General features: G+C 66.3%; 10 protein-coding genes and 1 tRNA gene. 7 read left to right on the top strand and 4 right to left on the bottom strand.

All coding sequences use genetic code 11. The features are described from left to right. Positions 1–337 precede the first annotated feature (337 nt). Positions 338–15394: a VCBS domain-containing protein gene (locus ACQR1H_RS03330; RefSeq protein WP_434907137.1), complete on the top strand. Its 15057-nt coding sequence runs from the start codon at positions 338–340 to the stop codon at positions 15392–15394. Positions 15395–15488: 94 nt separating this feature from the next. Here ACQR1H_RS03330 and ACQR1H_RS03335 read toward each other — a convergent pair whose 3' ends face one another. Continuing rightward, positions 15489–15968: a hypothetical protein gene (locus ACQR1H_RS03335; protein ID WP_434907181.1), complete on the bottom strand. Its 480-nt coding sequence runs from the start codon at positions 15966–15968 to the stop codon at positions 15489–15491. A gap of 234 nt (positions 15969–16202) precedes the next feature. Between ACQR1H_RS03335 and ACQR1H_RS03340 the strand changes: the two genes are divergently transcribed. Next, on the top strand, positions 16203–18101 hold the full coding sequence (locus ACQR1H_RS03340) for an acyltransferase family protein (protein WP_434907138.1): 1899 nt from the start codon (positions 16203–16205) through the stop codon (positions 18099–18101). Here the strand turns inward: ACQR1H_RS03340 and ACQR1H_RS03345 are convergent. Then, positions 18098–19999 carry an acyltransferase family protein gene (locus tag ACQR1H_RS03345; protein ID WP_434907139.1) on the bottom strand — a complete coding sequence of 634 codons (1902 nt, stop codon included), beginning with the start codon at positions 19997–19999 and terminating at the stop codon, positions 18098–18100. The genes ACQR1H_RS03340 and ACQR1H_RS03345 overlap by 4 nt on opposite strands. A gap of 372 nt (positions 20000–20371) precedes the next feature. Between ACQR1H_RS03345 and ACQR1H_RS03350 the strand changes: the two genes are divergently transcribed. The 3 genes from ACQR1H_RS03350 (at position 20372) to ACQR1H_RS03360 (ending at position 22462) form a co-directional block, all read left to right on the top strand. Continuing rightward, on the top strand, positions 20372–21193 hold the full coding sequence (locus ACQR1H_RS03350) for a hypothetical protein (protein ID WP_434907140.1): 822 nt from the start codon (positions 20372–20374) through the stop codon (positions 21191–21193). 159 nt (positions 21194–21352) lie between these two features. Next, on the top strand, positions 21353–21964 hold the full coding sequence (locus ACQR1H_RS03355) for a TMEM175 family protein (protein ID WP_434846301.1): 612 nt from the start codon (positions 21353–21355) through the stop codon (positions 21962–21964). A 424-nt stretch (positions 21965–22388) separates the two neighbouring features. Further along, a tRNA-Gly gene (locus tag ACQR1H_RS03360) sits at positions 22389–22462 on the top strand. Positions 22463–22599: 137 nt separating this feature from the next. Here ACQR1H_RS03360 and ACQR1H_RS03365 read toward each other — a convergent pair. Together ACQR1H_RS03365 and ACQR1H_RS03370 are read right to left on the bottom strand one after the other, a co-directional pair. Then, entirely contained in the window at positions 22600–22923 is a 324-nt protein-coding gene (locus tag ACQR1H_RS03365) for a hypothetical protein (protein WP_434884252.1), read from the bottom strand. Positions 22924–23006: 83 nt separating this feature from the next. Next, positions 23007–23963: a LysR family transcriptional regulator gene (locus tag ACQR1H_RS03370; protein WP_434907141.1), complete on the bottom strand. Its 957-nt coding sequence runs from the start codon at positions 23961–23963 to the stop codon at positions 23007–23009. Positions 23964–24070: 107 nt separating this feature from the next. Between ACQR1H_RS03370 and ACQR1H_RS03375 the strand changes: the two genes are divergently transcribed. Further along, the gene (locus ACQR1H_RS03375) at positions 24071–24952 is read left to right on the top strand and encodes an NAD(P)-dependent oxidoreductase (RefSeq protein ID WP_434907142.1); all 882 of its coding nucleotides are present in this window, start codon (positions 24071–24073) and stop codon (positions 24950–24952) included. Between the two features lie 10 nt (positions 24953–24962). Further along, positions 24963–26492 carry an aldehyde dehydrogenase family protein gene (locus ACQR1H_RS03380; RefSeq protein WP_434907143.1) on the top strand — a complete coding sequence of 510 codons (1530 nt, stop codon included), beginning with the start codon at positions 24963–24965 and terminating at the stop codon, positions 26490–26492. Positions 26493–26521 lie beyond the last annotated feature (29 nt).

A 26521-nucleotide genomic window follows, 5' to 3' on the forward strand; every position in this document is an offset into this window, starting at 1 on the left:
CCATTTCGGCCGTTTGATGGCGGCAAGCTCTTATTCCCAACAGCGTGCGTGGTGTTCCCCGAGTATTGCGCGATTGAATAACTGCGAATTGGCAGTAATTCTGCAGGCCTCGCCTCCATTTATTCTTGTCGTTCAGGCAGCTCCGCCCCTTAGGCGGAAGCATAGGCACAGCCTTGTTTACCTTCGCAAATGCCGCTGCACTTGACTGCATTTACCCAAAGTCCCTAAAGTCTGATTAACAAGAACCGGTAATATTGACCCGTATTCTCGTTTAATAATAGTTTAACGATAGAAATGGGGCGCCACCAAAGCGCCCCATATTTGGAGGTTTTGGCGCATGAATGCTCCTGTCCTGCTGGCCCAGTTGACCGGCACGTCCACGCAGCCATCCAGCGCCTCGGCCAAGCACCTCAAGATCGGGAAGCCACAGGGCAACCAAGCCGTCACGGTCCATCTCGACGGCTCGAACCAGATCGATTTCAGCGACATTGCCAGCGAGCGGCTGACCTTCGTCAAAATCGGCAACCGCCTGATCATCCTGTTCGATAATCAGTCGACGGTCTCGATCGACCCGGTTTTCGACACCAACGGCGCCCCGCTGAAGGATGTCAGCTTCGAAGTCGGCCCCGATCGAATCATCAATGGCGATCAGTTTGCCGAACTGTTTCCGATCACCACCGACCAGTCGGTGCTGCCGGCCGCGGGGACGCCCGGAGCGCCGGGCGTGCCTGCCGGCGCGAACTTCGGAACGTTCAAGGTCGACCCGCTGACTGTCGGCACGCCGCTGGGGCTGCTGGGAGCCGAAGACATCGGCACTCAATTCGGCGACAGGCCAGTCACGCCGAATCCGACGCCGATCGCCGGCGTTGCCGACAGCGTCGTGCTCAACGAGGACGGATTGTCCGAAGGCCGGCCCGGCGGCAGCGGCGATATCGGCGGCGTGGCGACGAGCTTCACCGGTTCGCTCAACGTCGACTTCGGCACCGACGTGATCGGCCGCGCCTTTGCGTTCGCGGCGTCGCAGCCCGGTCTCGCCGGACTGACCTCCGGCGGCCAGGAGGTGCATTTTGCGATCACCACCGTCAACGGCCAGCCTGAGCTGATCGGCTATATCGGCAGCGATCCATCGATTACCGCCAATCACGTCTTCACCGTCACGCTCGACGCCAACTCGACGATTGCTGGCACCTATACGGTCACGCTGCTGCTGCCGCTCGATCATCCGGTCTTCGGCACCGAAGACACGCTGAACCTCACCTTCAACGTCATCGCCATCGACGGCAGCGGCGACACCGCGCCGGTGACGATCGTGATCGGCATCAACGACGATTCGCCGGTCGCCGGCACCGTCGAGGCGATCAATGTCGCCGAGCACACCGGCGGCGGCAGTGAGGGCGGCGGGGAGAGCGAGCTCGGCGCCAAAATCGTGGGCGACGCCAAGCCCTCGGGCGGCGACGGCTTCGAGCCGACCACCGCGAGCGTGGACCTCCACATCGGCTGGGGTGCCGACAACGGCAACAGCAAGGTCGATGGCGGCTCCAACGGCACCGTGGTCGACGGCGACCGCTCGCTGGTGTTCGACGCGTCCGAGATCGCGACCCTGCAGGCGCTGGGCCTGACCTCGAACGGCGAGGCCATCTCCTACACGCTGTCGGCCAACGGCACCGAGATCATCGCGACGGCAGGTGAGGGCGAGGGCGCGCGCACCATCTTCAGCGTGTCGCTGTCCGACACCGGCTCCGGCAGCGCCACCTTCACGCTGTCCGACAACATCGACCACAACGGCGCCAACGACGCGTCGCTGCCGCTGACCTTCAAGGTGGTCGCGACCGACGCCGACGGCGACCCCGTCAACAGCGCCTTCACCGTCAACGTCGCCGATGACGGCCCGAGCTTCGGCGAGAAGCCGAGCTATTCGGTGGTCGACGAAGACGGCCTCGGCAACGCCGGCAACAGCTACGCCGACAGCCACGATGCCTATGGCGAGGATCTGACGGTCACCGATACGCTCGGAATCCGCTGGGGCTCCGACGACGCCAACAACAATGTCGACGGCGGCATCAACGGCACGCCGGTCAACGGCGACCGCGCCGTCACCTTCGCCGCGAACGTGGTGGCCTCGCTCGAGGCGCAGGATCTCACCTCCGACGGCTTTGCCCTGCGCTATGACGTGTCGGCGAACGGCACCGTGCTGACCGCCTATCGCTACGATGCCGCGCACGAGACCTATGTCGATGCCAACGGCAAGCCGCTGGAAGGCGAGGGTCTGTCGGGCGCCGTGGTGTTCACGGTGTCGCTGTCAGACCAGGGCCACGGCTCCTACACCTTCGCGCTGTCGGGCAACCTGGATCACCCGGTGCACGGCACCGAGGACGACATCACCCTCAACATCGGATTCGTCGCCACCGATTCCGATGGCGATGCGATCACCGACACCTTCACGGTGAAGGTCAATGACGACGCACCGACCTTCGGCGAGAAGCCGAGCTATTCGGTGGTCGACGAGGACGGCCTCGGTAACGCCGGCAACAGCTACAAGGACGACGGCGACGCCTATGGCGAAGACCTGAAGGTCACCGATACGCTCGGCATCCGTTGGGGCGCCGACAGCGCCAACAGCCATGTCGATGGCGGCATCGATGGCACGCCGGTCAACGGCGACCGCGCCGTGACCTTCGCGGCCGACGTGGTCGCGACGCTCGACGCCCAGAATCTCACATCGAACGGCTTCGGTCTCACCTATGTCGTGTCCGAGAACGGCACGCTGCTGACGGCCTATCGCTACGACGCCGAGCACGAGACCTATGTCGGCGCGGATGGCAAGCCGACGGATTCGGCCCATGCGACGGTGTTCACCGTGTCGCTGTCCGATCAGGACCACGGCTCCTACACCTTCGAGCTGAAAGGCAATCTCGATCACCCGGTGCACGGCACCGAGGACGACATCACGCTCAATATCGGCTTCGTCGCCACCGACTCGGACGGTGACGCGGTCACTGACAGCTTCACGGTGAAGGTCAATGACGACGCCCCGGTGTTCGGCGATGCGCCGAGCGCCGGCGTGGTCGACGAGGACGGCCTCGGCAATGCCGGCGACAGCTATCCGCACGGCAGCGACGTCGTGGGCGCCGATCTGACGGTGACCAGGTCGCTCGCGATCCTGTGGGGCGCCGATAGCGCCAACAGCCATGTCGACGGCGGCATCGATGGCGCCCCGGTCAAGGGTGATCGCGCCGTGACTTTCGCTGCCGACGCCGTGTCCTCGCTCGAGGAGCTGGGGCTGACGTCGAACGGAACGGCGCTGAGCTATCAGGTTTCCGAGAACGGCACGCTGCTGACCGCCTATCGCTACGACGCCGCCCACGAGACCTATGTCGACGCGAACGGCAAGCCGACGGAGGACCTCGCCAGCGCCACGGTGTTCACCGTGTCGCTGTCGGACCAGGACAACGGCTCCTACACCTTCAATCTCACCGGCAATCTCGATCACTCGGTCCACGGCAGCGAGGATAATCAGGGGCTGAATTTCAGCTTCGTCGCCACCGATTCCGACGGCGATGCGATCCACGGCAGCTTCAATGTCGAGGTCAATGACGACGCCCCGGTGTTCGGCGAACGCGTCAGCTACTCGGTGGTCGACGAGGACGGTCTCGGCAATCCCGGCAACTCCTATGCGGACGGCAAGGACGCTGCGGGCGCCAATCTGACGGTGACCGATTTCCTCGGCATCCGCTGGGGCGCCGACAGCGCCAACAGCCATGTCGACGGCGGCATCGATGGCGCCCCGGTCAATGGCGACCGCGCCGTCACCTTCGCCTCCGACGTGATCTCGACGCTCTCCGCACAGCATCTGACGTCGAACGGCGTGGCGCTGAGCTACACCGTGTCAGCCGATGGCACGCTGCTGACGGCCTACCGCTACGATGAAGCCCATCACACCTATGTCGACGGCCAGGGCCATGCCACCGGCGACTTGACCAAGGCCGCTGTGTTCACGGTGTCGCTGTCCGACCAGGGGCAGGGGTCCTACAGCTTCACGCTGATCGACAACATCGATCATCCGGGCCAAAATACCGAGGACGACGTCACGCTCACCCTCGGCTTCGTCGCCACGGATTCGGATGGCGATGCGGTCTCCGACACCTTCAAGATCAAGATCAACGACGACGCGCCGGTGCTGAACCGGGAGATTGCGACTGGCGTGGTCGATGAGGACGGGCTTGCCACCGGGCTCGCGGGCGGGCTTGGCGACGTTCCCGGCCAGAACACCGTCGCAACGGGTGCTCTCGGCATCTCCTGGGGCGCCGACAGCGCCAACAATCTCGGCAATGTCGGGATCACCGGTGCGGCACCGGTGAACGGCGACCGCGCCGTCACCTTCGCTTCCGACGCCACCTCCTCGCTCGCCGCGCAGCACCTGACGTCGAACGGCGTCGCGTTGTCCTACGCCGTCAGCGAAGGCGGCACGCTGATCACGGCCTACCGCTTCGACGGACAGCATTACATCGACGGCAACGGCAACTGGACCAGCAACAAGGCCAATGCCGCCGTGTTCACGGTGAAGCTGTCCGATCTCGATTCGGGCTCCTACACCTTCACGCTGCTCGACAATCTCGACCACCCGGTGCCCAACACCGAGGACAGCATTGCGCTGACTCTGAAATACGTCGCCACCGATTCCGACGGCGATCAGATCGGCGGCACGTTCAAGGTCAGCGTCAACGACGACAGCCCGGAGGCGCATACCGGGACGGCCAAGAGCATCAACGAAGCCGATCTCAACGCCGGCGGCGGCGATTGCGGCCCCGATTTCGGCGGTCATGATGGCGGCAGCCATGATCCCCAGGTGACCGGCGCGCTCAACATCAAATGGGGTGCCGACAACAACGACAACGGCGCAGCCGATCGCTCGGTCCGCTTCACCAACACGTCCAACGCCGCCGCCGACGTCCATGTGACCAACGGCAGCGATGTCGGTCTCAGCGGCCTGACGTCGGACGGTCAGCAGGTGAAATACGCCTTCGATCATGGCGTGCTGGTCGGTTACACCGGCAACAGCCTCAATTCCGGTCAGCGCGTGTTCGAGGTCTCGCTCGATGACGACGGCACCGGCACCTACACATTCAAGCTGCTCGGCAATCTCGATCATCCGGCGGGGCAGGGCAGCAACGTCGTCAAGCTGACCTTCGACTACACGGCGACCGATTCCGACGGCGATGCGAGCAGCAGCACCTTTACCGTCACCGTCGTCGACGACGTCCCGACGATCGGGCACGCCGAGAGCGAGACGGTCAGCGAATCCAACCTGCCGACCGATCTCTACGACGTCTTGTTCCCGGATTCGCCGTACTCGACCGTGCAGACCGGGCATCTCGCGATTTCCTGGGGCGCCGACGACAATGATTCCGGCGCGACCAACAACCGCTCGGTGGCGTTCTTCGACACGACCGCACCGGCAGGGCTGACGTCGAACGGCTATGCAATCAGCTATGTGGTCTCATCCGACGGCACCACGCTGAGCGCGGTCACTACCGATCACCGCACGGTGTTCACCGTCACGCTGAGCGATGACGGCGACGGCAGCTACAAGTTCACGCTGCTCGACAACCTCGACCATGGCAAGTCGGGTGCCGACAGCCTGGCGCTGAGCTTCGGCTTCAAGGCCACCGATTCCGACGGCGACAGCGCCACCAGCAGCTTCACGGTTGCGGTGACCGACGACGTGCCGACCGTCGGCTGCGCCGAGGACGAGACCGTCAGCGAGGCCAATCTGCCGACCGACGGTTACGACACGAGCCACCCGGATGCGTCGAACTCGACGGTCCAGACCGGCAGCCTCGCCATTTCCTGGGGCGCCGACGACAACAATACGGGTGTCGGGCACAACCGCGCGGTGGCCTTTACCACCGTCGCCGGCGCCACGGGCCTGACCTCCGACGGCTCGGCGATCAGCTACACGATCTCCGGCGACGGCACCTTGCTGACGGCGGTCACCGCGGATCACCGCACCGTCTTCACCATCCAGCTGTCCGACACTGGCGACGGCAGCTACAAGTTCACGCTGTACGACAACATCGACCACCCGGCGTCCGGCCAGAACGGCACCAGCCTGCCGCTGACCTTCGGCTTCAAGGCCACGGATTCCGACGGCGACAGCGTCAGCAGCAGCTTCAAGGTCAACGTGCTCGACACCGCGCCGGTGGCGGCGGCCGGTGATGCCAGGACCGTCGACGAGGACGATCTGCCGAGCGGCACCGATTCTTCCAAGGAGTCGACCTCGGTCAGCGGCGACCTCAACATCAACTGGGGCTCCGACGACAGCAACAAGACCGCGGGCGGCGGGCTCGGCGACCGCTCGGTCACCTTCCGCTACACCAGCGCCGGCGCGAATGTCGACGCCGAGGACAGCGCGGGCCACAATCTGACGCTGACGTCGGACGGCCAGACGGTGAAGTACAGCTTCGAGAACGGCGTGCTGGTCGGCTACACCGGCAGCGATCTCGCTCACGGCACCCGTGTGTTCGAAGTGTCGCTGAGCGACCAGAACGACGGCTCCTACAGCTTCAAGCTGCTCGGCACCCTGGATCACCCCGCCGGCAGCGGCGAGAACATCGTCAAGCTGTCCTTCAGCTTCACGGCGACCGACGGCGACGGCGACACGTCCAGCAACAGCTTCACGGTCTCGGTCAAGGACGACGTGCCGGTGCTCGGTTCGGCGGCCGCCGCGACGCTGACCGAGAACACCACGGGATCAGCCGGGTCCGAGGTGTTCCAGACCCAGACCGCGGCCAATGTCGCGCTCAACATCAATTGGGGCGCCGACGACAACAATTCGGGCGCGGCCAATCGCAGCGTGGCGTTCGACAGCGCGATCCATACCGGCGATGTGGTCAAGACCACCGGCGCGGGCAGCCCGACCCTGACCTCGAACGGCACGGCGGTGCAGTTCATCCGCGTGTCGGACACCGAGATCTGGGGCGTCGCCAACGACAATGGCGGCCAGCTCACGACGAACGACCGCAAGGTGTTCCACATCACGCTGTCCGACGATGGCTCGGGCAGCTATACCTTCGAGCTCCTGGACAATGTCGATCACGTTGGCTCGGGCCAGACCAACGCGCTGTCGCTGAAGCTCGGCTTCACCGCGACCGACGCCGACGGCGACACCGCCTCGGGCGGCAACTTCACTGTCACCATCAATGACGACAACGGCCGGCCTGCGATCGGCACGGCTGACGCCGGGACCGTCGACGAGGATGGTCTTTCCGGCGGCAACACCGGAGCGGCGACTGGCGACGTCGCCGGCGCCAATGTCACGGCCAACGGTTCGCTGGCGATCTCCTGGGGCGCCGACGACAACAACAGCGGCAGCGTGAATCGCGCGGTCGCGTTCAGCGGCATCACCAACGGCCAGAACGCCACCTCGGACGCCGGTCTGCTGACGGTCGAGGGCGTCCAGGTCAAGCTCTGGGTCGTCGGCAATACGGTCTATGGCTACACCGGCAGCAATCCGACCAACGGCAATCCGCCATCGGCGGCCAACCAGGTGTTCAAGGTCTCGCTCGATGATTCCGGCGCGGGCAGCTACAGCTTCACGCTGCTGAAGCATGTCGATCATCCGGCCGGCCAGAACGAGAACGACGTCAAGCTGAGCTTCGGCTTCACCGCCACCGATGCGGATGGCGACAGCGCCAGCTCCTCGTTCGCGGTGACGATCGACGACGACACGCCTGTCGCGACCGCGGCGGTGCTGAGAGCCAGTGTCTACGAGAGCGAGCTGCCGAACGGCACGGTGGTGACCGCCACCGGCAACCATGGCGGCGACCTCAACGGGGACGGCAACGGCAACGACTCCTACTTCACAGGCAATCTGAGCTCGCTGGTGTCGTTCGGCGCCGACAAGCCCGGCACCTATACGGTCGAGAAGACCAACCTCGCGCCCGAGCTGCTGTCGCTGACGTCGAGCGGCGTAGCGCTGACCTACAGCATCGGCGTCGACAACACGCTGATCGCCAAGGCCGGCGGGGTTACGATCTTCGAGTTCCAGGTCGACCCCAACACCGGGCAGTATTCGTTCCGTCTGAAGGGCGCGCTGGACCACGTCGGCACCGGCCATGACAACGCGCTCACGCTCGATCTGTCGACCGCGGTGACCGCCACCGATTCGGACGGCGATTCCGTCGCGCTGCACGACCAGATCATCATCACCGTCAACGACGATGCCCCGCAGTCGCAGGATGTCGACATTGTCGCGGTCTCGGAGGCGGCCGGCAATGTCTCGACCGGCGCGGTCGATCTGCGCATCACCTACGGAGCCGACGGCGACAGCTCCGGTCCGTCGGTGACCTTCTTCGGCTCGTCGCCGGTCCGCGTCTACGATGCGGCCAATCACCAGCTCTCCGGGCTGACCTCGCTCGGCTTCGGCCTGACCTATGTGATGTCGGCGGATCATACGACGCTGACCGCCTATCGCATGAGCGGTGGCAGCTATATCGGGCAGAACGGCCAGGTGACGGGCAATGCCGCCGATGCGGCGGTGTTCACGGTGACGCTGTCGGAGGCCGGCACCGGCTCCTACAACTTCATTCTGCTGCAGCCGCTCGATCACCCCGCGCCGATCGGGACCCCGAGCGCGGCCGATCAGTATCTCGACCTCAACTTCGCGTTCGCGGTCGAGGATCGCGACCACGACGTCTTCACCAACAATTTCACCATCCGGGTCGATGCCGCAGGCACCGTGACGACGACGCGCTATGACGCGCCGAATTCGCCGGTGTTCGTCAATCTCGGCGACAGCTCGGCGACGGTCCTCGGCGAGACGGTCGGCGCCCACAGCGTGACCGACCGTGCCTCGGTGACCGACAAGGTCGTCGGCACCGACAAGCTGGGCGGCGTGACCGAGGCCCACGGTTCCGGCGGCGACGACATCCTGGTCGGCGGCAGCGGCGCCGATGCGCTGTATGGCGGTGCTGGCAACGATGTCATCAAGGGCGGGGCAGGCGACGACCGGCTGTTCGGCGGCGCCGGCAACGACACCTTCCTTTACACGGTCGGCGACGGCAGCGACATCATCGACGGCGGCTCGGAGACCGGGGCGACCTCTCCGAACTACGACGTGCTGGCGATCACCGGCGATGCCAATGCCCGCAATTTCGCCATCGGCAAGACCTCGACGGGCACCGAGATCAATCCGACACTGAACGACCCCTCGGCCAGCAACGCCACCGACATTCTGGTGCGCTACGACGGGCCGAATGGCGCGACCATCCGCGCCGACGAGATCGAGCGCATCACCATCACCGGCGGCACCGCCAGCGACACGGTGACGATCACCGATATCAGCGGCACCGCGATCGCGCCGTCGACCATCGTGTTCAACGGCGGCTCCGGCAACGACACGCTGGATCTCGTCCGGTTTGCCGGCAACACCAGTGTCGTGTCCGACGGCGGCGCCGACAGCGACACCGTCAAGTTCGGCTTCAAGTTCGCCGACGCGACCTACACCAAGGTGTTCGCGACGGACGGCGTGACGCTGATCGGCGTGCAGGTCACCCACAACGGCCTGACCGATACGTTCACGAACTATGAAAGCTTCGCCTTCACCGACGGCACGCGCACGCTGACCGGCGTGTTCAACACGCCGCCTGTGGCTCACGACGACACGGTCCAGGCGAGCGAGGACGCTCCGCTCACCATCAATTCCCTGCTGAGCCTGCTCAACAACGACACCGACGTCGACCACAACACCCTGACCGTCACGGGCGTCGGCAATGCGACGCACGGCACGGTTTCGCTCACCAACGGCAACCCGGTGTTCACGGCGGACAAGAACTTCTCCGGTATCGCCGGCTTCGACTACACGGTCAGCGACGGCGATGGCGGCACCGCGACCGCGCATGTCACGGTCGACGTCGCGCCGAAGGCCGACTCGCTGACGCTGAGCTTCATGAACCTCGGCCCGGCCTCTGGCGCCGAGGATCAGACGATCGACCTGAAGCTCATCAGCGCCGCCGTTACCGACACCGACGGCTCCGAAAGCCTGCGGCTGCTGATTTCGGGCTATCCGGCCGGGGCGACCTTCTCGGTCGGCCATGCCGGAACCGGCGCCGACGCCGGCAAATGGGTGATCGACGACGCCGCAGCGATTGCCGCGTTCGACAGCCATCCGCTGCAGGTCACGCCGCCCGCGAACTACAACGGCACGTTCTCATTGTCGGTCGTCGCCGAGGTGACCGACCACGCCACGTTGTCGGACGGCAACGTCCATACCGATGTCGTCAACACCGCGCTGCAGACGATCGACGTCACGGTGACCCCGGTCAACGACGCGCCGCAGATCCATGCGCCGACGCAGGTGACGACGAACGAGGACACGCCATTTGCCTTCACCGGCGCGAATGCGTTCACCTTCTCGGATGCGGACGGCGACGTCGTCGAGTTCGTGCGGTTCGACATCTCCGGCGGCACGCTGTCGGTTCCGTCACTCGGCGTCGTCGACGCCAGCCAGACGCTCACGATGAGCGGGTTCAAGATCAGCGATCTGAACACCTATCTGGCCTCCGCCGTGTTCACGCCGACCGCTGACAACGACGCGACGGGATCGGTCACGATCACCATCAACGACAACGGCAATATCGGCAGCGGCGGCAATCTGAGCGCGACGCAGACGATCACCATCAACATCAACCCGATCGAGGACGCTCCCACGGCCGTGGACGACACGGCCAGCGTGAACGAGGACACGACGCTGACCGTGTCCGATCCCGCACAGGGCGTTCTGCACAACGATCGCGATCCGGACACCGGCGACACGCTGAGCGTGGTGGCGGGCGACTTCACGACAGCCAAGGGCGGCACCATCCACTTCAATGCCGACGGCACCTATGTCTACAAGCCGAAGGCGGACTTCTACGGCGCGGACACCGTGGACTACACGGTGCGTGATGCGGCCGGACAGACGGACACCGGCACGCTGACCATCAACGTGACACCGGTGAACGATGCACCCGAGGTCCACGCCCCGACGCACGTGACCGCCAATGAAGGCGCCGCGTTCGCTTTCACCGGCGCCAACGCGATCACCTTCTCCGATGCGGACGGCGATGTCGTCGAGTCCGTGCGGTTCGATATCTCCGGCGGGACGTTCTCGATCCCGTCTCTCGGCGTCATCGACGCCAGCCAGACGCTCACGATGAGCGGGTTCAAGATCAGCGATCTGAACACCTATCTGGCCTCCGCCGTCTTCACGCCGAACAGCGACCATCCGGGTTCGGTCACGATCACGATCAACGACAACGGCAATGTCGGCGGCGGCAATCTGAGTGCCACCCAGACCGTCAGCGTCGAGGTCATCCCCGCCAATCACCCGCCGGTGACGAACTCCGACACCCATGCGGTGCTGGAGGATGGCAGCCTCAACATCTCGGCTGCGAACGGCGTGATCCGGGGCTCGACCGGCGGCTCGGTCGCCGACAGCGACGTCGACACCCCCGTTACCTCGTTGGTCGTCTCCGGCGTCGTCGCTGGCACCGGCAGCGTGACGCAAGGGGCGGGCGTCGGCACCTCGATCGAGGGCGCCTACGGCCATCTGACGTTGAATTCGGACGGCTCCTACACCTATGTCGCCGACAAGGCCAATGCGCTGGCCGCAGGCGTCAACGCGGTCGACACCTTCACCTATACCGACAAGGATCCGTCGGGCGCGGTGTCGAACACCGCGACGCTGAAGATCACGGTCACCGGCGTCAACGACGCGGCCGTGATCAGCGGCGATGCCACCGGCACGATTGCGGAGGAGGGCGGCATCGCCAACAGCCAGAGCAGCCCGCTCTACGGCATCGCCCGCGGCGACCTCAACTCGACCGACGTCGACGGTCACAACGACGTGTGGCAGGCGGCCTCTTCGAACACGGCCAATGGCTACGGCTGGTTCGACATCGGCAGCGACGGCAAGTGGACCTACGGGCTCTACAACAACAATCCGACCGTCCAGGCGCTGAAGGAAAACCAGACCACGCTGACCGACAGTTTCACGGTCTATACCGAGGACGGCACCGCCAAGACGGTGACGATCCAGATCATCGGCAACAATGACGCGCCGACCTTGCAGAACGCGCTGGCCGACCGCAGCTCGGCGGAAGACCAGCCGTTCAGCTTCGCCATCCCGTCCAACACCTTCGCCGACGTCGATGGACGTTTCGACGGCAGCAATGGTCCGCTGACCTTGTCGGCGAACCTGAGCGACGGTAGCGCCCTGCCGGCGTGGCTGCATTTCGACGCGACGACGGGTACCTTCAGCGGTACCCCGCCGGCAAATTTCGCCGGCGCGGTCAACGTCACTGTCTATGCCAGCGACGGCGAGTATGCCGCCTCTGACGCCTTCACGCTGACGATCACGCCGGTCAATGACGGTGCTGCGACGGTGACGGTGTCGGGCACGGCGACGCAGGGCCAGACGCTGACCGCGAATCTCGGCAGCGATCCGGATGGTGCCGCGTCGAACGTCGTCTATCACTGGCTGCGGGACGGCGCCGTCATCAACGGCGCGACGGGCTCGACCTACACGCTGGGGTCCAACGACGTCGGCCACAAGATCTCGGCCAACGTCACCTACACCGACGGCCAGGGCTTTGCCGAGAACGTGACCAGCGGCCAGACCGGCTCGGTCACCGCGCCGAACCACGCGCCGACCTTCGGAGCGGGCACGACCACGGCGAGCGTCACCGAGGACGCCTCGTATGCGGCCCCGGCCGGCAACCTGATCCAGAACGGCTCGTTCGGCTACTACAACGGCAACTTCTATACGCTGGATGCGTGGACGGTCGGGGGCGCCCATGCCGTCACCGTCGTGGGCGGCCGCACGGATGGCGGCTCGGCCGATTTCTACGGCGCATCGAGCTCGATGAGCCAGACCATCAGCACCGTCGTCGGCATGACCTATACCGTCGACTTCTACGTGATGACCTACGGTACGGCCGTGACGTCGGGCGTCGACGGAACGACCGTTCTGACGACGGGCGCCTGGAACCTCGGCTGGACGGAGCAGACCTACCAGTTCACGGCGACGTCGACGACGACGACCATCAAGTTCGCGAGCGCGGGCGGTGCCGTCATCGACGACATCTCGGTGCAACCGAGCACGGCCCTGACGCCCGGCGTGGAGAAGGCGTCCGGTGCGATCGCCTTCACCGATGTGGATGGCGACGCCCAGACGGTGACCACCACGACCCCGGCGGGGAGCAACTATTACGGCTCGTTCAACGCCACCGTGGACAACGCCGGCCACAAGGTGAACTGGACGTTCACCGTCAACGATTCCGACATCCAGTCGCTGCGCGCCAGCGACCATATCGATCAGACCTACACGGTGAAGATCGACGACGGCCATGGCGGGACGACCACGCAGACCGTCACCGTCACGGTGAACGGCGTCAACGATGCGGCCTCGATCACCGGCACGGCAAGCGGAACGGCCAAGGAGGACGGCACGCTGACGGCCGGCGGGACCTTGACGGTTGCCGACGTCGACAGCGGCGAAGCCCAGTTCCAGACGCCGGCGTCGCTGGCGGGGACGTATGGCACCTTCACCTTCAATGCGGCGACCGGGGCCTGGGGCTATACGCTGAACAATTCGGCGGCCAACGTGCAGGCGCTCAACAATGGCGACGTCAAGCACGACACGCTGACGGTGAAGTCGGTCGACGGCACGGCCAGCCAGGTCATCGACGTGACCATCAACGGCACGAGCGAGCCCGCGCCGCTGTCGGTTGTGGACACCACGAGCGCCGATGGACGCTACGCGCTGTCGAAGAACACCGACTCGCCGAACATGATCAGCCTGGACGCAGCGACGCTGTTCGCAGGCGGAACAGGGACGGTTACCTACACCTACAGCCTCGTCTACAGCTCGACCGGCGACGACAGCTGGATCCACCGGACCGGGAATCAGTTCACTGGAGATCCGAACAACAACGACGCGGGCCTGTACGTCTACAAGGTCACGGCCACCGACTCGGTGTCGTCCGTGTCGACCTATCTGGCCTTCAACGCGCTCGATAATGGCGCCTTCAATCTCACCATCAACTCGCTGTCGGACAAGTCGTGGGTGGCCGGCTCGGCACCGTGGCTGTCCGGCTACAGCGCTAATGACGGTGACGCGATCACCGCCACGGTCGACAACCCGCTCGAAGCGAACGCCAACAACGGCTACGACGTGATGATCGGGTCGAGCGGTGGCAACAACTTCAACGGCGGCGCCGACGATGACGGCATCTACGGCCTGGGCGGCAACGACACGCTGCTCGGAGGCGCCGGCAACGACTATATCAACGGCGGCGCCGGCAACGACTCGATCCGGGGCGGCAGCGGCAACGACGTCACCATCGGCGGCTCCGGCAACGATACCTTCTATTGGGGCGTCAACGACGGCGTCGACACCGTCGACGGCGGCACCGGTACCGACACCCTCGTCATCGAGGGGACGTCGTCGCAGGACCTGATCTACGTCACGGTGGCCAACGGCGTGATCACCGACGTCAACGGAACCAAGCTCGGCAATATCGAGGCGGTGACCGCCGATCTTGGCGGCAACAGCAGCGACACGCTGACCTACATCACGAACGAGGACGTGACGGTCAATCTCGGGGCCGGCACCGCCACCGGCTTCAGCTCGATCGCCAACATCGAGCGCGTGACCGGTGGCTCGGGCGACGACGTCTTGATCGGCAGCAGTGCCGCCAACACGATCAATGGCGGCGACGGTGACGACATCATCCGCGGCGGTGGCGGCAACGACACCATCGACGGCGGGGCAGGGATCGACCTGCTCGACTTCTCCGATGCGACCGCCGGCTTTACGTTGACGCTGACTCAGAGCTCGACCGCCACGAACGTGTCCATTCCTGGTCTCGGCACGGACAGCTACAAGAATATGGAAGGCGTGATCGGATCGAACTACAATGATACGATCAATGGGTCGGGCAGCGCGGACGTTCTGATCGGCGGCGCTGGTTCCGACCAGCTCACGGGCAATGGCGGGTCCGACACGTTCAAGTGGAACGCCGGTGACCTCGCCGGCGGCGGGCTCGACACCATCCTGGACTTCCAGACCGGCACCTCCGGCGACGTCATCGACCTCTCGGGCCTCTTGTCCAGCGTGTCCGGCAACCATGCCGACGCGGTGCGCTTCGTCGACAGCGGCGGGCACACCAGCCTGGCCTCGGCCAACGGCAGTGCCGTGCTGAACAACGGCGACCTGACGCTGCAGATCAATGCCGGCTCCGGCTGGACCAACGTCGCCACGATCAAGGACACCGGCGGCAACCTTACGGCCGGCGACGACGTGATCAAGATGATCCTCGACAACAGCCACGCCCAGACGCAGGTCCACGTCTGATCCCGGCCCGCATGGGACGCGCGAAAGCAAAGGGCCGCCCAAGAGGCGGCCCTTTTTCATGGCTAAAGGCGGCGGCGCGTCGATGCGTTGCGGCTCAGATCTTCTGCCCCGCCGGCCCGACGCCGACGTTGATCATGATCCGCTGCACTTCGGTGCGGCCCTGCGGGAACTTGACCTCCAGCGTCACCGTGTCGGTGCCGGCGAAATCGGCCTTCGACTGGTAGAAGGCGATGAAGCCCGGCACTTCCAGGGCGAGGCACTGCTTGTAGTTGGTGGCGCTGACCTTGCCGCGCTTGATCGTGACGGTGCCGTTGCCCGGCGGCGTCACCAGGCGGATGGCGGGAAGCGGCCCGGATGAGCAGTCGGGCTGGACGTTGAGATAGATGCCGACCTGGATCGGCTTGCCGGCGACGCCCTTGGCGTTGCGCTCGACCGTGGTCTGAGCGGGAGCAGGCGCTGCGGCGCCGGGAGCCGGCGTCTGGGCTTGCGCCGAGGCTGCGGTGGTCGCCGCCAGCAGCGCCGCGACGGCTATTCCCGCGAACGCTGCCCGCCATTCTCTTCGCAACAGGTTCATCACCGCCCTCAGCCCCGCATTGTCCCTCAGCGCCGCCAGATTGCCGTATTCAAGCCGATCGTTCAACGGATTGCCGAACTTGCGGCCGACTTCGGCAGACCCCCTTCACGTCCGCCACGCCGCCGCCGGCGCGGTGTCATCGGATGGGTCCGATGACGTCATGACTGTTTCCTGCTGTTGCCATCCGTGTCTGCGCAACTCGTCCGCCTCGAGGAATGCGCGGAGTGGACGACATTGGAACGCAGTCATCGGGCTGACATCGATGCCCTCCGGGCGATCGCCGTCGTCATCGTCATCCTCTTCCACCTGAGGATCACCGGCTTCTCGGCCGGCTATGCCGGCGTCGACATCTTCTTCGTCATCTCCGGCTATCTCATCACCGGGCAGATCCTGCGCGATGTCGGCGCCCGGCGCTTCTCGCTGTCGGAGTTCTATCTGCGGCGGGCAAGGCGCATCCTGCCGGCGCTGGTTGTAACCATTGCGGCCACGTTCGCGGTCGGCTGGCTGTTCCTGTCGCCGGAAGCCCTGCGCCAGCTCGCCAAGGAGGCGACGCATGGGCTGCTCTCCATCGCCAACATCCAGTATTGGCGCGAGGCCAGCGCCTATTTCGCGCCGAGCGCGGATGAGTTGCCGCTGCTGCACCTGTGGTCGCTGTCGGCGGAGGTCCAATTCTACGCGCTGGCGCCGCTGCTGCTGATGTGGCTCGGCACGCGCCGACATGTGTTCCGCGCCATTGCCGCGATCGGGTTGTTGTCCCTTGCCGCGGCCGCACTCTGGTCATCGCGCGATCCGGACGCCGTGTTCTTCCTGACGCCATTCCGGGTGTTCGAATTCGCCATCGGCGCGCTCGCCATTCCGCTCGAGGCTCGCCTGGCAGCGTCGCCGCGCGCCCGCTCTCTCGCCGCCGCCTGCGGTGATGTTCTGTTGTTCGGCAGCCTTCTCCTCATCGGCTACTATCAGTCCCAGGCAGGCGTCGCCGCGCTGCTGCCCTGCATCGCCACGGCCGTCATCATTGCGGCCAATGCCCCGACGTCGCTGGTGATGGCTCACCCGGTTCGCGCTGTCGGCGCCGCGTCCTATTCGCTCTATCTCGTGCACTGGCCGGTGATCTTCTTCGTCCGCTTCATCTTCGGCGATGCGGCGCAGACCGCGGCGGGACTGGCAGCGCAGCTCGCGCTGATGGCAGTGCTGACCACGCTGATGTTCGCCATCGTCGAGCGGCCGCTGCGGCGGTTGCCGTGGCCGCGCGTCGCGCAGGTGGCGAGCTTTGCAACGGTGCTTATCGTCGGTGCCGCGCTCACCCACGTCACTTTCCGCGCCAACGGCGTCGTGTCGCGGCTGCCCGACGATCAGCTCGCGCTGTTCCAGCTGCAGGGCTTCGGCCTCAACAAATGCGGCCGCGCCGTCGGCCGGCTGTGCGCGTTCGGCGATCTCGAGGGCACGCGCGGCGTCGAGCTGCTCGGCGATTCCTACGTCCAGCAATATGTCGCCGCGCTCGATGCGACGCTGAAGGCGCGCGGCATGATCGGGCACGTCTCCACCATGAGCGGATGTCCCACCCTCGCGGGGCTCACCGCCGAGGGACCTCGCGCCCAGGTCTGCGCCGAGCTGCGCGACAGCGAGCTGCCGCGGATCCGGCAGTCGCCGGCCGATTTCGTCGTGATCGGGCAGGCATGGCAGCACTATCTCGATCTCGGTGATGGGCCGGCGGCGCGGACCCGCAACGCCGCGGTCGCCGGTCATCTCGCCGAGACTATCCGTCTGCTCGACCGGCCCGGCCGGCATTTCCTCGTCGTCGGCGGCCAGGTCCGTCCGGTGAATTGCGCCTTCGATCAGTTGCGCATGCTGCCGGGGCCGCGCTGGCACGCACCCGCCAAGCCGTGCGATGCCGTGCCGAAGAGCGAGGCGATCGCGACCAACCGCGTGATCGACGCCGTTCTGTCGGAGGCGATCAGGCCGCTCGCCAAGGTGACACTGCTCAGGCCCTCGGAGGTCTATTGCGACCAGGATTGCCCGGTCGTCGAGCATGGCGTGTGGCTGTTCCAGGATGCCGGCCATTTCACCGTGGCAGGGGCCGAGCGGATGGGCGAGCGCGCCGCGCCGGTGTTTGCGAGATTCCTGTCGGACGACTAGTTGGCGCTGTTCGCCGTCAGTTGCGGCGCGCTTGCGGCCGCGGCCAATGCCGGCGACGCCGCGACGATCCGTGGCCCTGCGAGCTCCGAACCCTGCGCCGTGAGATGGCCACCGTCCCAGGCGAGCGGCGCGCCGTCGGAGGTCTGGAGCACGCAATCTCCGGCCGGGCACAGCAGCGCGAGCAGCGAGACGTAGTCGGTCCGCGCTGAATCCTTCAGCAGAACACGCATGAAGCCGTCGACCTCGCCGAGACCATCCAGCATGTGCCCGTCGGTCGAGACGCCGAAGCGCTTCGCGGCAATCAGCAGATGCGGCAGTGGGCGGTCGAACTGCGGGCTCGGCCCGACCACCACCACCTTGCTGCCGTTGTCCGTGATCGCCTTGATCGTGGCGAGCAGGCTCGCCTGTGCGGCCGGCGTCATCGCGGTGCGCGTCCAATTGCCCGAGAGAACGACGATGTCGGGTGTGAGCTCGCGCACCAGAAGTGGCAGCCGGCGGTTGAAATCCGCACAGGCGGCGGACTGGCCTGCTTCGGCGTGAGGAACGCATTGCGCGAGGCTGGCGCGCAGCAGCGAGGCCTGGGGCAGGGCTCGCTTCAGGCCAGGGATGAGGTGAGCGGCGTGGCTGTCGCCCCACACCAGGATGCGCGGGCGCGGGCCTTTGGCAAGGCACGACGGCTGCAACGCCTCGAAGGTCTGGCCCGGATCGAGGAAGCAGGTGCCGCTCTCATAGGCGGACTGATGGTCGTAGCTGATGAATTCCGCCAGCGTCCGCTCCTGCGGCGAGAAGCGGGCGGGAAATCCGGCAAGCCCGATGATCGCGAGTGAGGCCAGCAGCACGACCGATGCGCTCGCGACCAGCGCGCGCACCGTGACCGGCGACTGCGCGCGCCTCGCCGGCTGCTCGATCAGATAGAAGCTCGTCAGCGCCATCGCGGTGCAGGCGCCGAGCAGCGCCAGCTTGTGCTGAATAGAGCTCGGCGGACCCCAGACCGCCGTCGCCAGCGAGACGACGGGCCAGTGCCAGAGATAGAGCGAGTAGGACCACAGCCCGACCGCGATCATCGGTTTGACCGCGGTCAGCACGGCCTTGCTCGGGGACGGGTTGGCCCAGATCACGGCGGCGGCGCCGAGGCACGGCAGCAGCGCGGCCGTGCCGGGATAGGGCGTGTGCGGCGAGAACAGGTTGACGGCGGCGCCGAGCGCGATCCAACCCAGTGCGGCCAAAGTGATCCTGAGCCACTGGCTGTGCGGCGCCGGCGGGGCTTCCATGGCCAGCAGCGCGCCCAGCGCGAGCTCCCAGACCCGGGCCGGCAACAGAAAGAACGCGGCGGCGGGCTGCAGCCGGGTCTGGATCACGCAGAGCAGGAACGAGGTCGCGCAGATCCCGGCGAAGCTCGCAAGCATCAGCGGCCGCCGCAGCGCGAAGGCGGCGAGCGCCAGCATGGGAAACAGCAGATAGTACTGCTCCTCGACCCCGAGCGACCAGGTGTGCAGCAGCGGCTTGGTGATGGCGGCGGCGTCGAAATAGCCCTGCTGCGACCACAGCAGGACGTTGGAGCAGAAGACGAGCACGGCCAGCGCCTGCTGCGCCACCGCCACCGCGTCCCCAGGCAACAGGATCACGCTGGCGGCGAGCAGGGTCACGCACAGCATCGCCAGGGCCGCCGGCAGGATGCGCCGGGCGCGGCGCCGGTAGAACGCCGCGAACGAGAACGTTCCGGTCTGCACCTCCGCATGAATGATCCGCGTGATCAGGAAGCCCGAGATGACGAAGAAGATGTCGACGCCGACATAGCCGCTGCGAAACGGCGAGATGTCGTAGTGGAACGCGATCACCGAGATCACTGCGAAGCCGCGCAGGCAGTCGATGTCGGGACGATAGCCGGTTGCGCTCAAGGGTTCTGTCCGGACGCTCGCATCTGGCGGCGGCCGTCAATTCCCGACGGTCACTGCACGCAGGCGACCCTGGTAGGCTCCGATTGCAACCGCATTGAGGGATTCCTGCGGCACCGTTGGTCGTGCAAACAGGACACAATGCCATCGAATTGAGATCGCAGCGGGAATCCGCGGCTTGCCTTCACAGACTTGCCTCAATGGCGTGATGGCCTTGCCGGAGTTCATGCGTCGAGCGAGCGTGTCATGCGTACATTGGGGCAGAAGGCCGGCCGGGCCGGATTGTTGTGCGGCGTTGTTCTATTTCAGGTTGTGGTTGGCGTTTCGCTTGCGCGAAGCGCCGAGCCCGGCGGCTCCTCACCACCCGCAGGCGAGGTGGCCAAGGATCAGGGCAAGGAGAGCGGGCCGTTCGGCGGATGCGAGCCGATCGGGTTGACGGCATCGGGCGAGCTGGTGTTCCCGCTGGACTGCAAGAAGCTGATCAAGAAGCCGGTCGAGGCGCCCGTCGCCGAGGACAAGACCCCAGCCGACGACAAGACCGCGTCGGTCGATCCCGCGCCATCCGTTCCGAGCCAGGCGGCCAGCGCCGACATTCCGGCCGGTCCCGAGGTCAAGCCTGCCGCGGCTGCGGAAGCGGTTGCGACGATACCCACCGCGTCGGCTGAGCCGAAGCAGGCCGCAGTTACGGACAAGCAGGATGCGGTTCAGAAAGCTGCCGCGGCAGAGCCAGTCGCCGGCAAGCCTTCCCTGACCAAGCCGTCCGTGAAATCGCCATCGATGGCGGCGCCAGCGACCAGGCCGTCCTCTGCCAAGTCGTCCTCTGCCAAGTCGTCCTCTGCCAAGCCGTCCTCTCCCAAGATGGTCGCGGCCAATCCGCCTGCGACGACGCCATCCCCAGCCGGCGCCCCATCGGGCAAACCGTCATCCGGCAAGGCGGCCCAGGCGCAGGCCGTTGTGGTCGCCGCCAGGGATGCAGCGGCCAAGGATGCCGGCAGGACATCGCGCATGGTCGCCAGCCGGCCGATGATCGTGATGGCAAGGCCTGCCACCGCAACCCCGGCCTCGGCCCGGCTGCAGGCGGAGGGCAGGCCGCGACTGCGCACCGCGGGACTGCCGGCCTGCGTCCAATTCCGCAGCTACAATCCGGCGACGCACAGCTATCGCGGCTTCGATGGCCACACCTATGCCTGCCGGTGAGCGCTGACGCTCGAGGGCCGGTGGTCTGGAGGCCGGCGGCGAGTGACGTGACGGCCTGCCGCCCAAGGGCGGCAGCGAAGTCGAGCAGCGCGGCGCCGGAGCTGCTATAGAACCGGAGTCCTCATCTCCGTCCCTCGCCGCGGTTGCTTCCGATTCGACATGGCAGAGCCTCAGTCCGACCTGTTCGAGATGCGCCGGCTGGAATCGCTCTCCAACACCATCTTCGGTGTTGCGATGACGCTTCTCGCCTACGACCTGCCGAAGCCCAATTTCGCGCATATGCCCGGTTGGATCGACCTGGTGCACACCTATTCCGGGCGGCTCGCCGGGCTGGTCCTCAGCTTCATCATCGCCGGCGTGTTCTGGATCAGCCACCACCGGCGGCTGGCCCGGCAGCCGTTCGCGGGCCGGCCCGTGGTCATCCTGAATCTGTTCTTCCTGTTGTCGATCGTGCTGCTGCCGGTGACCAACGGGCTCTACGGCGGCTACAGGCTGAGCAGCGCGGTGGCCGTCCTCTATGGCCTGCATCTGACGATCATTGCGTCGCTGAACGCCGCGCTGTGGTGGCTCGCGCTTCCCAGCGGCCGCCATGCCGAAATCGCCGGCGCGATCTTTCCCGTGATCGTGTTCGTGCCGGGCATCGTCATCGCGGCGATTGCCCCGGAGTACGTGCAGTATTTCTGGATGCTCGGCTTCGGCGGCTTCCTGGCGCGGCGGTTCGTCCGCAGCCCGCCGGCGGCGCTGGCCGGCGAGCAGGCGGAGCTGCCGTAAAAAAACGCGGCGGGCCGTGAGACCCGCCGCGCTTCCGTTCTTGAACTCGCTGGTCCAGGGCCGAGACCGCCCCGTTGCCGAGCCGCGATGGCGCTGAAACGCTGACGAATCATGCGCTCACACGTCGCTCATGAAGAGCCGCTCAGCGGGCGATCCCAGCGAGGTGACAGCGCTTGGTGAAAGACACTGGATCACCTCCTTTCGTTGTTGATGGTGACCGGAATATAGGATGGTCCGGGCCGCGAGGGTAGGGGGGGCCGATTACGGAACCCACCAGCCGCCGCCGTCGTGCTGCGCTGCGGCTCGGGTCGCGGATTCCGCTCGATTCCGGCCGTTCCAACCGCGGATCCCGATGCATCCGCCTCCAGACCCCGTGGCGAAGAGGTTGAGAGCCGCCGCGGACCATGTTAGGGAACGCCCCGATGCGGGTGTAGCTCAATGGTAGAGCAGCAGCCTTCCAAGCTGAATACGAGGGTTCGATTCCCTTCACCCGCTCCAAGGCTTCCGCGGCCACTCCGTCATCCGACCAGAAGCGATCCTCGTCATGGGGCGCTCACGCGATGTCGCAGTCCCAATCTTCTGGGGACGTCGGTTTCCCTGGTCGTCGGTGCAGACTCCCCAGCCGGTCCGGCCGATTAGTCGCAAGCGACGCGATTGCCCATCCGCCGGCACGTCCTGCCGTCGCTGAAATAGGTCGTGTTTCCGATCGTATGCGCCGACGTGCCATCGCTGTAGTAGGTGTGATTGCCGATCTGCTGCGAGCTGCTGCCGTCGTTGTTGTAGGTGAAGCGCCCGATCTGCTGTGACGAGGAGCCGTCGTTCCAATAGGTATTGGTGCCGATCCGCTGCCCCGACGTCCCGTCGTCGCACAGGATCTGGTTGCCGATGAGCTGGCAGGTCTCGGCCTGAGCTGCTGTCGCCGCCCACAGGCCGAAAGCGATCGCGAGAACGTGGCGCATGAGATCGACTCCCGAAATTGCAACATCCAATCTCAACCCCTGTGCCAGCGCAACCGGAAACGATCCGTGATGATCGGCGCGGATCAACGTCCGGCGCCGCGTGTCCTGGTCTTGCCGGCGGCTCCGCCGACCCGGAACGCCCGCATCTGGCCGCTGAGAAAGCGCAGCAGATGGCTGGCGGCATGCGGCAGCTCGCGGCCGCGCCGGGTGATGACGCAGGCTTCGCTCGACGACAGCAGGCGGTTGTCGACCGGCACCGCGGCGAGCGAGCCGTCGGCAAGATCGGCGGCGATCGCGAAGGCGGGCAGGAGCGTCAGGCCGAGGCCGCCCTTGACGAAGTGGCGGAGCACGTTGATCGAGCTGGTGATGAGCTTCGGCGACAGAGCGATGCGCTCGGCGGCCTCCGCCATCGCCACGATCTGACGCGTGCCGTAGCTTGCATGCATCAGGCCGAGCGGGTGGTCGGCGAGCTCGCGCAGGCGCAAGGGACGGCCGAGCCGCGCCAGCGCGTGATCCGGCGGCATGATCGCGCAGAGCGGTTGGCGGCTCGCGGTGGCGATCCGGATGCGCGGATCGGCTGATGGATTGAACACCAGGCCGATGTGATGGCGATCCTCGGCAACGGCATTGACGACCTCGTTGGTGCCGGCGAGGTCGAACGACATCGTGAGGTCGGGATGGCGCTGCCAGAACCGACCGAGCGGGCCGGACATCAGGTCACTCACAAAGCCCTCGCCGAGCACGATGTCGACATGGCCGCGCTTGAGCCCCTGCAATTCGCGCAGCTTGGCGACGGTGTCGGCCTGGTCGGCCTGCCATTGCCGGAAGCGCTCGACCAGCAGCGCGCCGGCCTCGGTGGCGCGGATGCCGCGGCTGAGGCGCTCGAGCAAAGTGAGGCCGAGTTCCTTCTCCAGCAGCGCGATCTGCCGGCTGATGACCGACGCGTTGACGTCGAGCGCTTCGGCGGCGGCGCGCACCGAGCCGAGGCGGATCGTCTCGTGCAGATAGTGCAGGCGGTGGTGATCGAGCAGGGCGGACATGGCCTCGGACAGTGTTGACTAGAGGTCAACACTAGCGGTGGAGGGCGCTGATGTCTGCCCCGGAATCGCGCGGTTACGCTGGCGGGGCAAATCGGGCAGGAGGCTTCGTGACCGCCGTTGGCATCATCGGACTTGGCAAGATGGGGCGCGGCATGGCGCTGACGCTGAAGGGCGCCGGCTTTGCCGTCACCGGCTACGACACGCTGGCCGCGACGCGCGCGGCGCTGGCGGCCGAGGGCATCGCGATCGCCGACGGCATCGGCGGCGTGATCGCCGCAGCCGACATCGTGATCCTGTCGCTGCCGACCGCCGGGATCGTCGCCGATGCCGTGGAAGGCCCCGGCGGCATCCTCGCGCATGCCAGGGCCGGCGTCGTCATCGTCGACACCTCGACCTCGCATCCCGAGACCTCGCGCCGGCTTGCGGCCGTTCTCAAGGCGCGCGGCATGGGCTTCGTCGATGCGCCCGTCAGCGGTGGCCCAAAGGGGGCGGCGACGGGCACCATGACCATGGTGATCGGGGCCGATGAGGACGACCTCGCGCGTGTGCTGCCGGTGCTGGAGCGGATGAGCGCCAAGCGCGTCCATGTCGGCGGCGTCGGCGCCGGCAACGTTGCCAAGATCGTCAACAATCTGCTCTGCGCCGCCCATCTGCTGACCGCCGCGGAGGCGCTGCGCATCGCTGATGCGGCGGGTGTCGATGCCGGGCGGCTGCTCGAAGGCCTGAATGCCGGCTCCGGCCGCTCCGGCGTCACGCTCGTCAACGTGCCCAATTGGATTCTCAACGGCGCCTTCGATTCCGGATTCACCATGCTGTTGATGCGCAAGGACGTCAGGCTGGCGGCGCAGTTCATCGGTGAACTCGGACTGTCGCTGCCGATCGCAAGCGATACCGCGCGCATCTGGGCCGACAGCGCCGCGAGCATCGCCGACGCCGATGATTTCAACCGCATCGTCGAGCTGCAGCTCGGCCCGATGCCGAAGCCGTGAGCGTACCGCCATGACCCATTTCATCGATCCCCGCCTGCGCGCCGCAGCGCTGCCGTTCTGGCCGGATCTGAAAGCCGTCGGCTCCCATGTCGGCGGCGACGTCATCGTCGGCGAAGGCGCGACGGTCTCGGTCAACGATCCCGCCACCGGCCGATTGCTGTTCACCTATGCCGATGCCGGCGCCGACGTCGCGGCCAAGGCGGCTTCTGCTGCCGCGGCGGGGCAGGCGGAGTGGGCGAAGCTGACCGCCGCGGGCCGCGGCCGCGTGATGCAGGCGGTGGCGCGGGCGATCCTCGCCGCGGCCGAGCCGCTGGCGCATCTGGAAGCGCTGTCCGCCGGCAAGCCGATCCGCGATACCAAAGGCGAAGTCGCCAAGGTCGCGGAGATGTTCGAGTACTATGCCGGCTGGGCCGACAAATTCCACGGCGACGTCATCCCGGTGCCGTCGAGCCATCTCAACTACACGCGCCGCGAGCCGATGGGCGTGGTGCTGCAGATCACGCCGTGGAACGCGCCGGTCTTCACCGCGGGTTGGCAGATCGCACCGGCGATCAGCATGGGCAACGCCGTGCTGCTGAAGCCGTCGGAGCTGACGCCGCTGACCTCGCTGGCGCTGGCGGGGATCGCCGAACGCGCCGGATTGCCGAAGGGCGTCGTCAACGTGCTCGCGGGTCTCGGCCACACAACGGGGCAGGCGGCGCTGGCGCAGCCCGCCGTGAAGAAGGTCGTGTTCGTCGGCTCGGTGCCGACGGGGCGGCTGATCGGCGAGGCCGCGGCGCGCAGGCTGCTGCCGTCGGTGCTCGAGCTCGGCGGCAAGTCGGCCAACATCGTGTTCGCCGATGCGGACCTCGAACGCGCCGCCATCGGCGCGCAGGCCGCGATCTTCGGCGGTGCCGGCCAGAGCTGCGTCGCCGGCTCCAGGCTGCTGGTGCAGGGCGCGGTCTATGACCGCTTCGTCGATCTGGTCGCGCAAGGTGCTACGAAGATCAGATGCGGCGATCCGCTGTCGGCGGAGACCGAGATCGGGCCGATCAACAACGCCAGGCAATATGACCACGTGCTGTCGCTGATCCGCGAGGGCGCCGCCGAGGGCGCGGAGATCGTCACCGGCGCGAGCGGCGGCGTGGGCGAGGGCGGATATTTCGTCAGGCCGACCGTGCTCAAGAACGTCACCAACGCCATGGGCATCGCGCGCAAGGAGGTGTTCGGACCCGTCGTCGCCGCGATCCGTTTCGATACCGAGGCGGAGGCGATCGCGATCGCCAATGACAGCGAGTTCGGCCTCGCGGGCGCGGTGTGGACCAGGGACGTCGCGCGCGCGCATCGCGTCGCAGCACAGGTCAAGGCCGGCACGTTCTGGATCAATGCGTACAAGACCATCAACGTCGCTTCGCCGTTCGGCGGCTACAACAACAGCGGCCATGGCCGCTCCTCCGGCATCGAGGCGCTGTACGAATACACGCAGGTGAAGAGCGTGTGGGTCGAGACCGCGGCCGAGCCGGCGGTGGCGTTCGGCTACGCGCCGGGCTTGCGCGACTGAGCAAGCATGGCATGATCGGTGCAAGAGCT

The organism is Bradyrhizobium sp. HKCCYLRH2015, from assembly GCF_051168215.1.
GTDB lineage: Bacteria > Pseudomonadota > Alphaproteobacteria > Rhizobiales > Xanthobacteraceae > Bradyrhizobium.

Coding starts and splice junctions, on each gene's coding strand:
- ACQR1H_RS03330 (WP_434907137.1), top strand. CDS start 338: ATGAATGCTCCTGTCCTGCTGGCCCAGTTGACCGGCACGTCCACGCAG.
- ACQR1H_RS03380 (WP_434907143.1), top strand. CDS start 24,963: ATGACCCATTTCATCGATCCCCGCCTGCGCGCCGCAGCGCTGCCGTTC.
- ACQR1H_RS03370 (WP_434907141.1), bottom strand. CDS start 23,963: ATGTCCGCCCTGCTCGATCACCACCGCCTGCACTATCTGCACGAGACG.
- ACQR1H_RS03365 (WP_434884252.1), bottom strand. CDS start 22,923: ATGCGCCACGTTCTCGCGATCGCTTTCGGCCTGTGGGCGGCGACAGCA.
- ACQR1H_RS03335 (WP_434907181.1), bottom strand. CDS start 15,968: ATGAACCTGTTGCGAAGAGAATGGCGGGCAGCGTTCGCGGGAATAGCC.
- ACQR1H_RS03355 (WP_434846301.1), top strand. CDS start 21,353: ATGGCAGAGCCTCAGTCCGACCTGTTCGAGATGCGCCGGCTGGAATCG.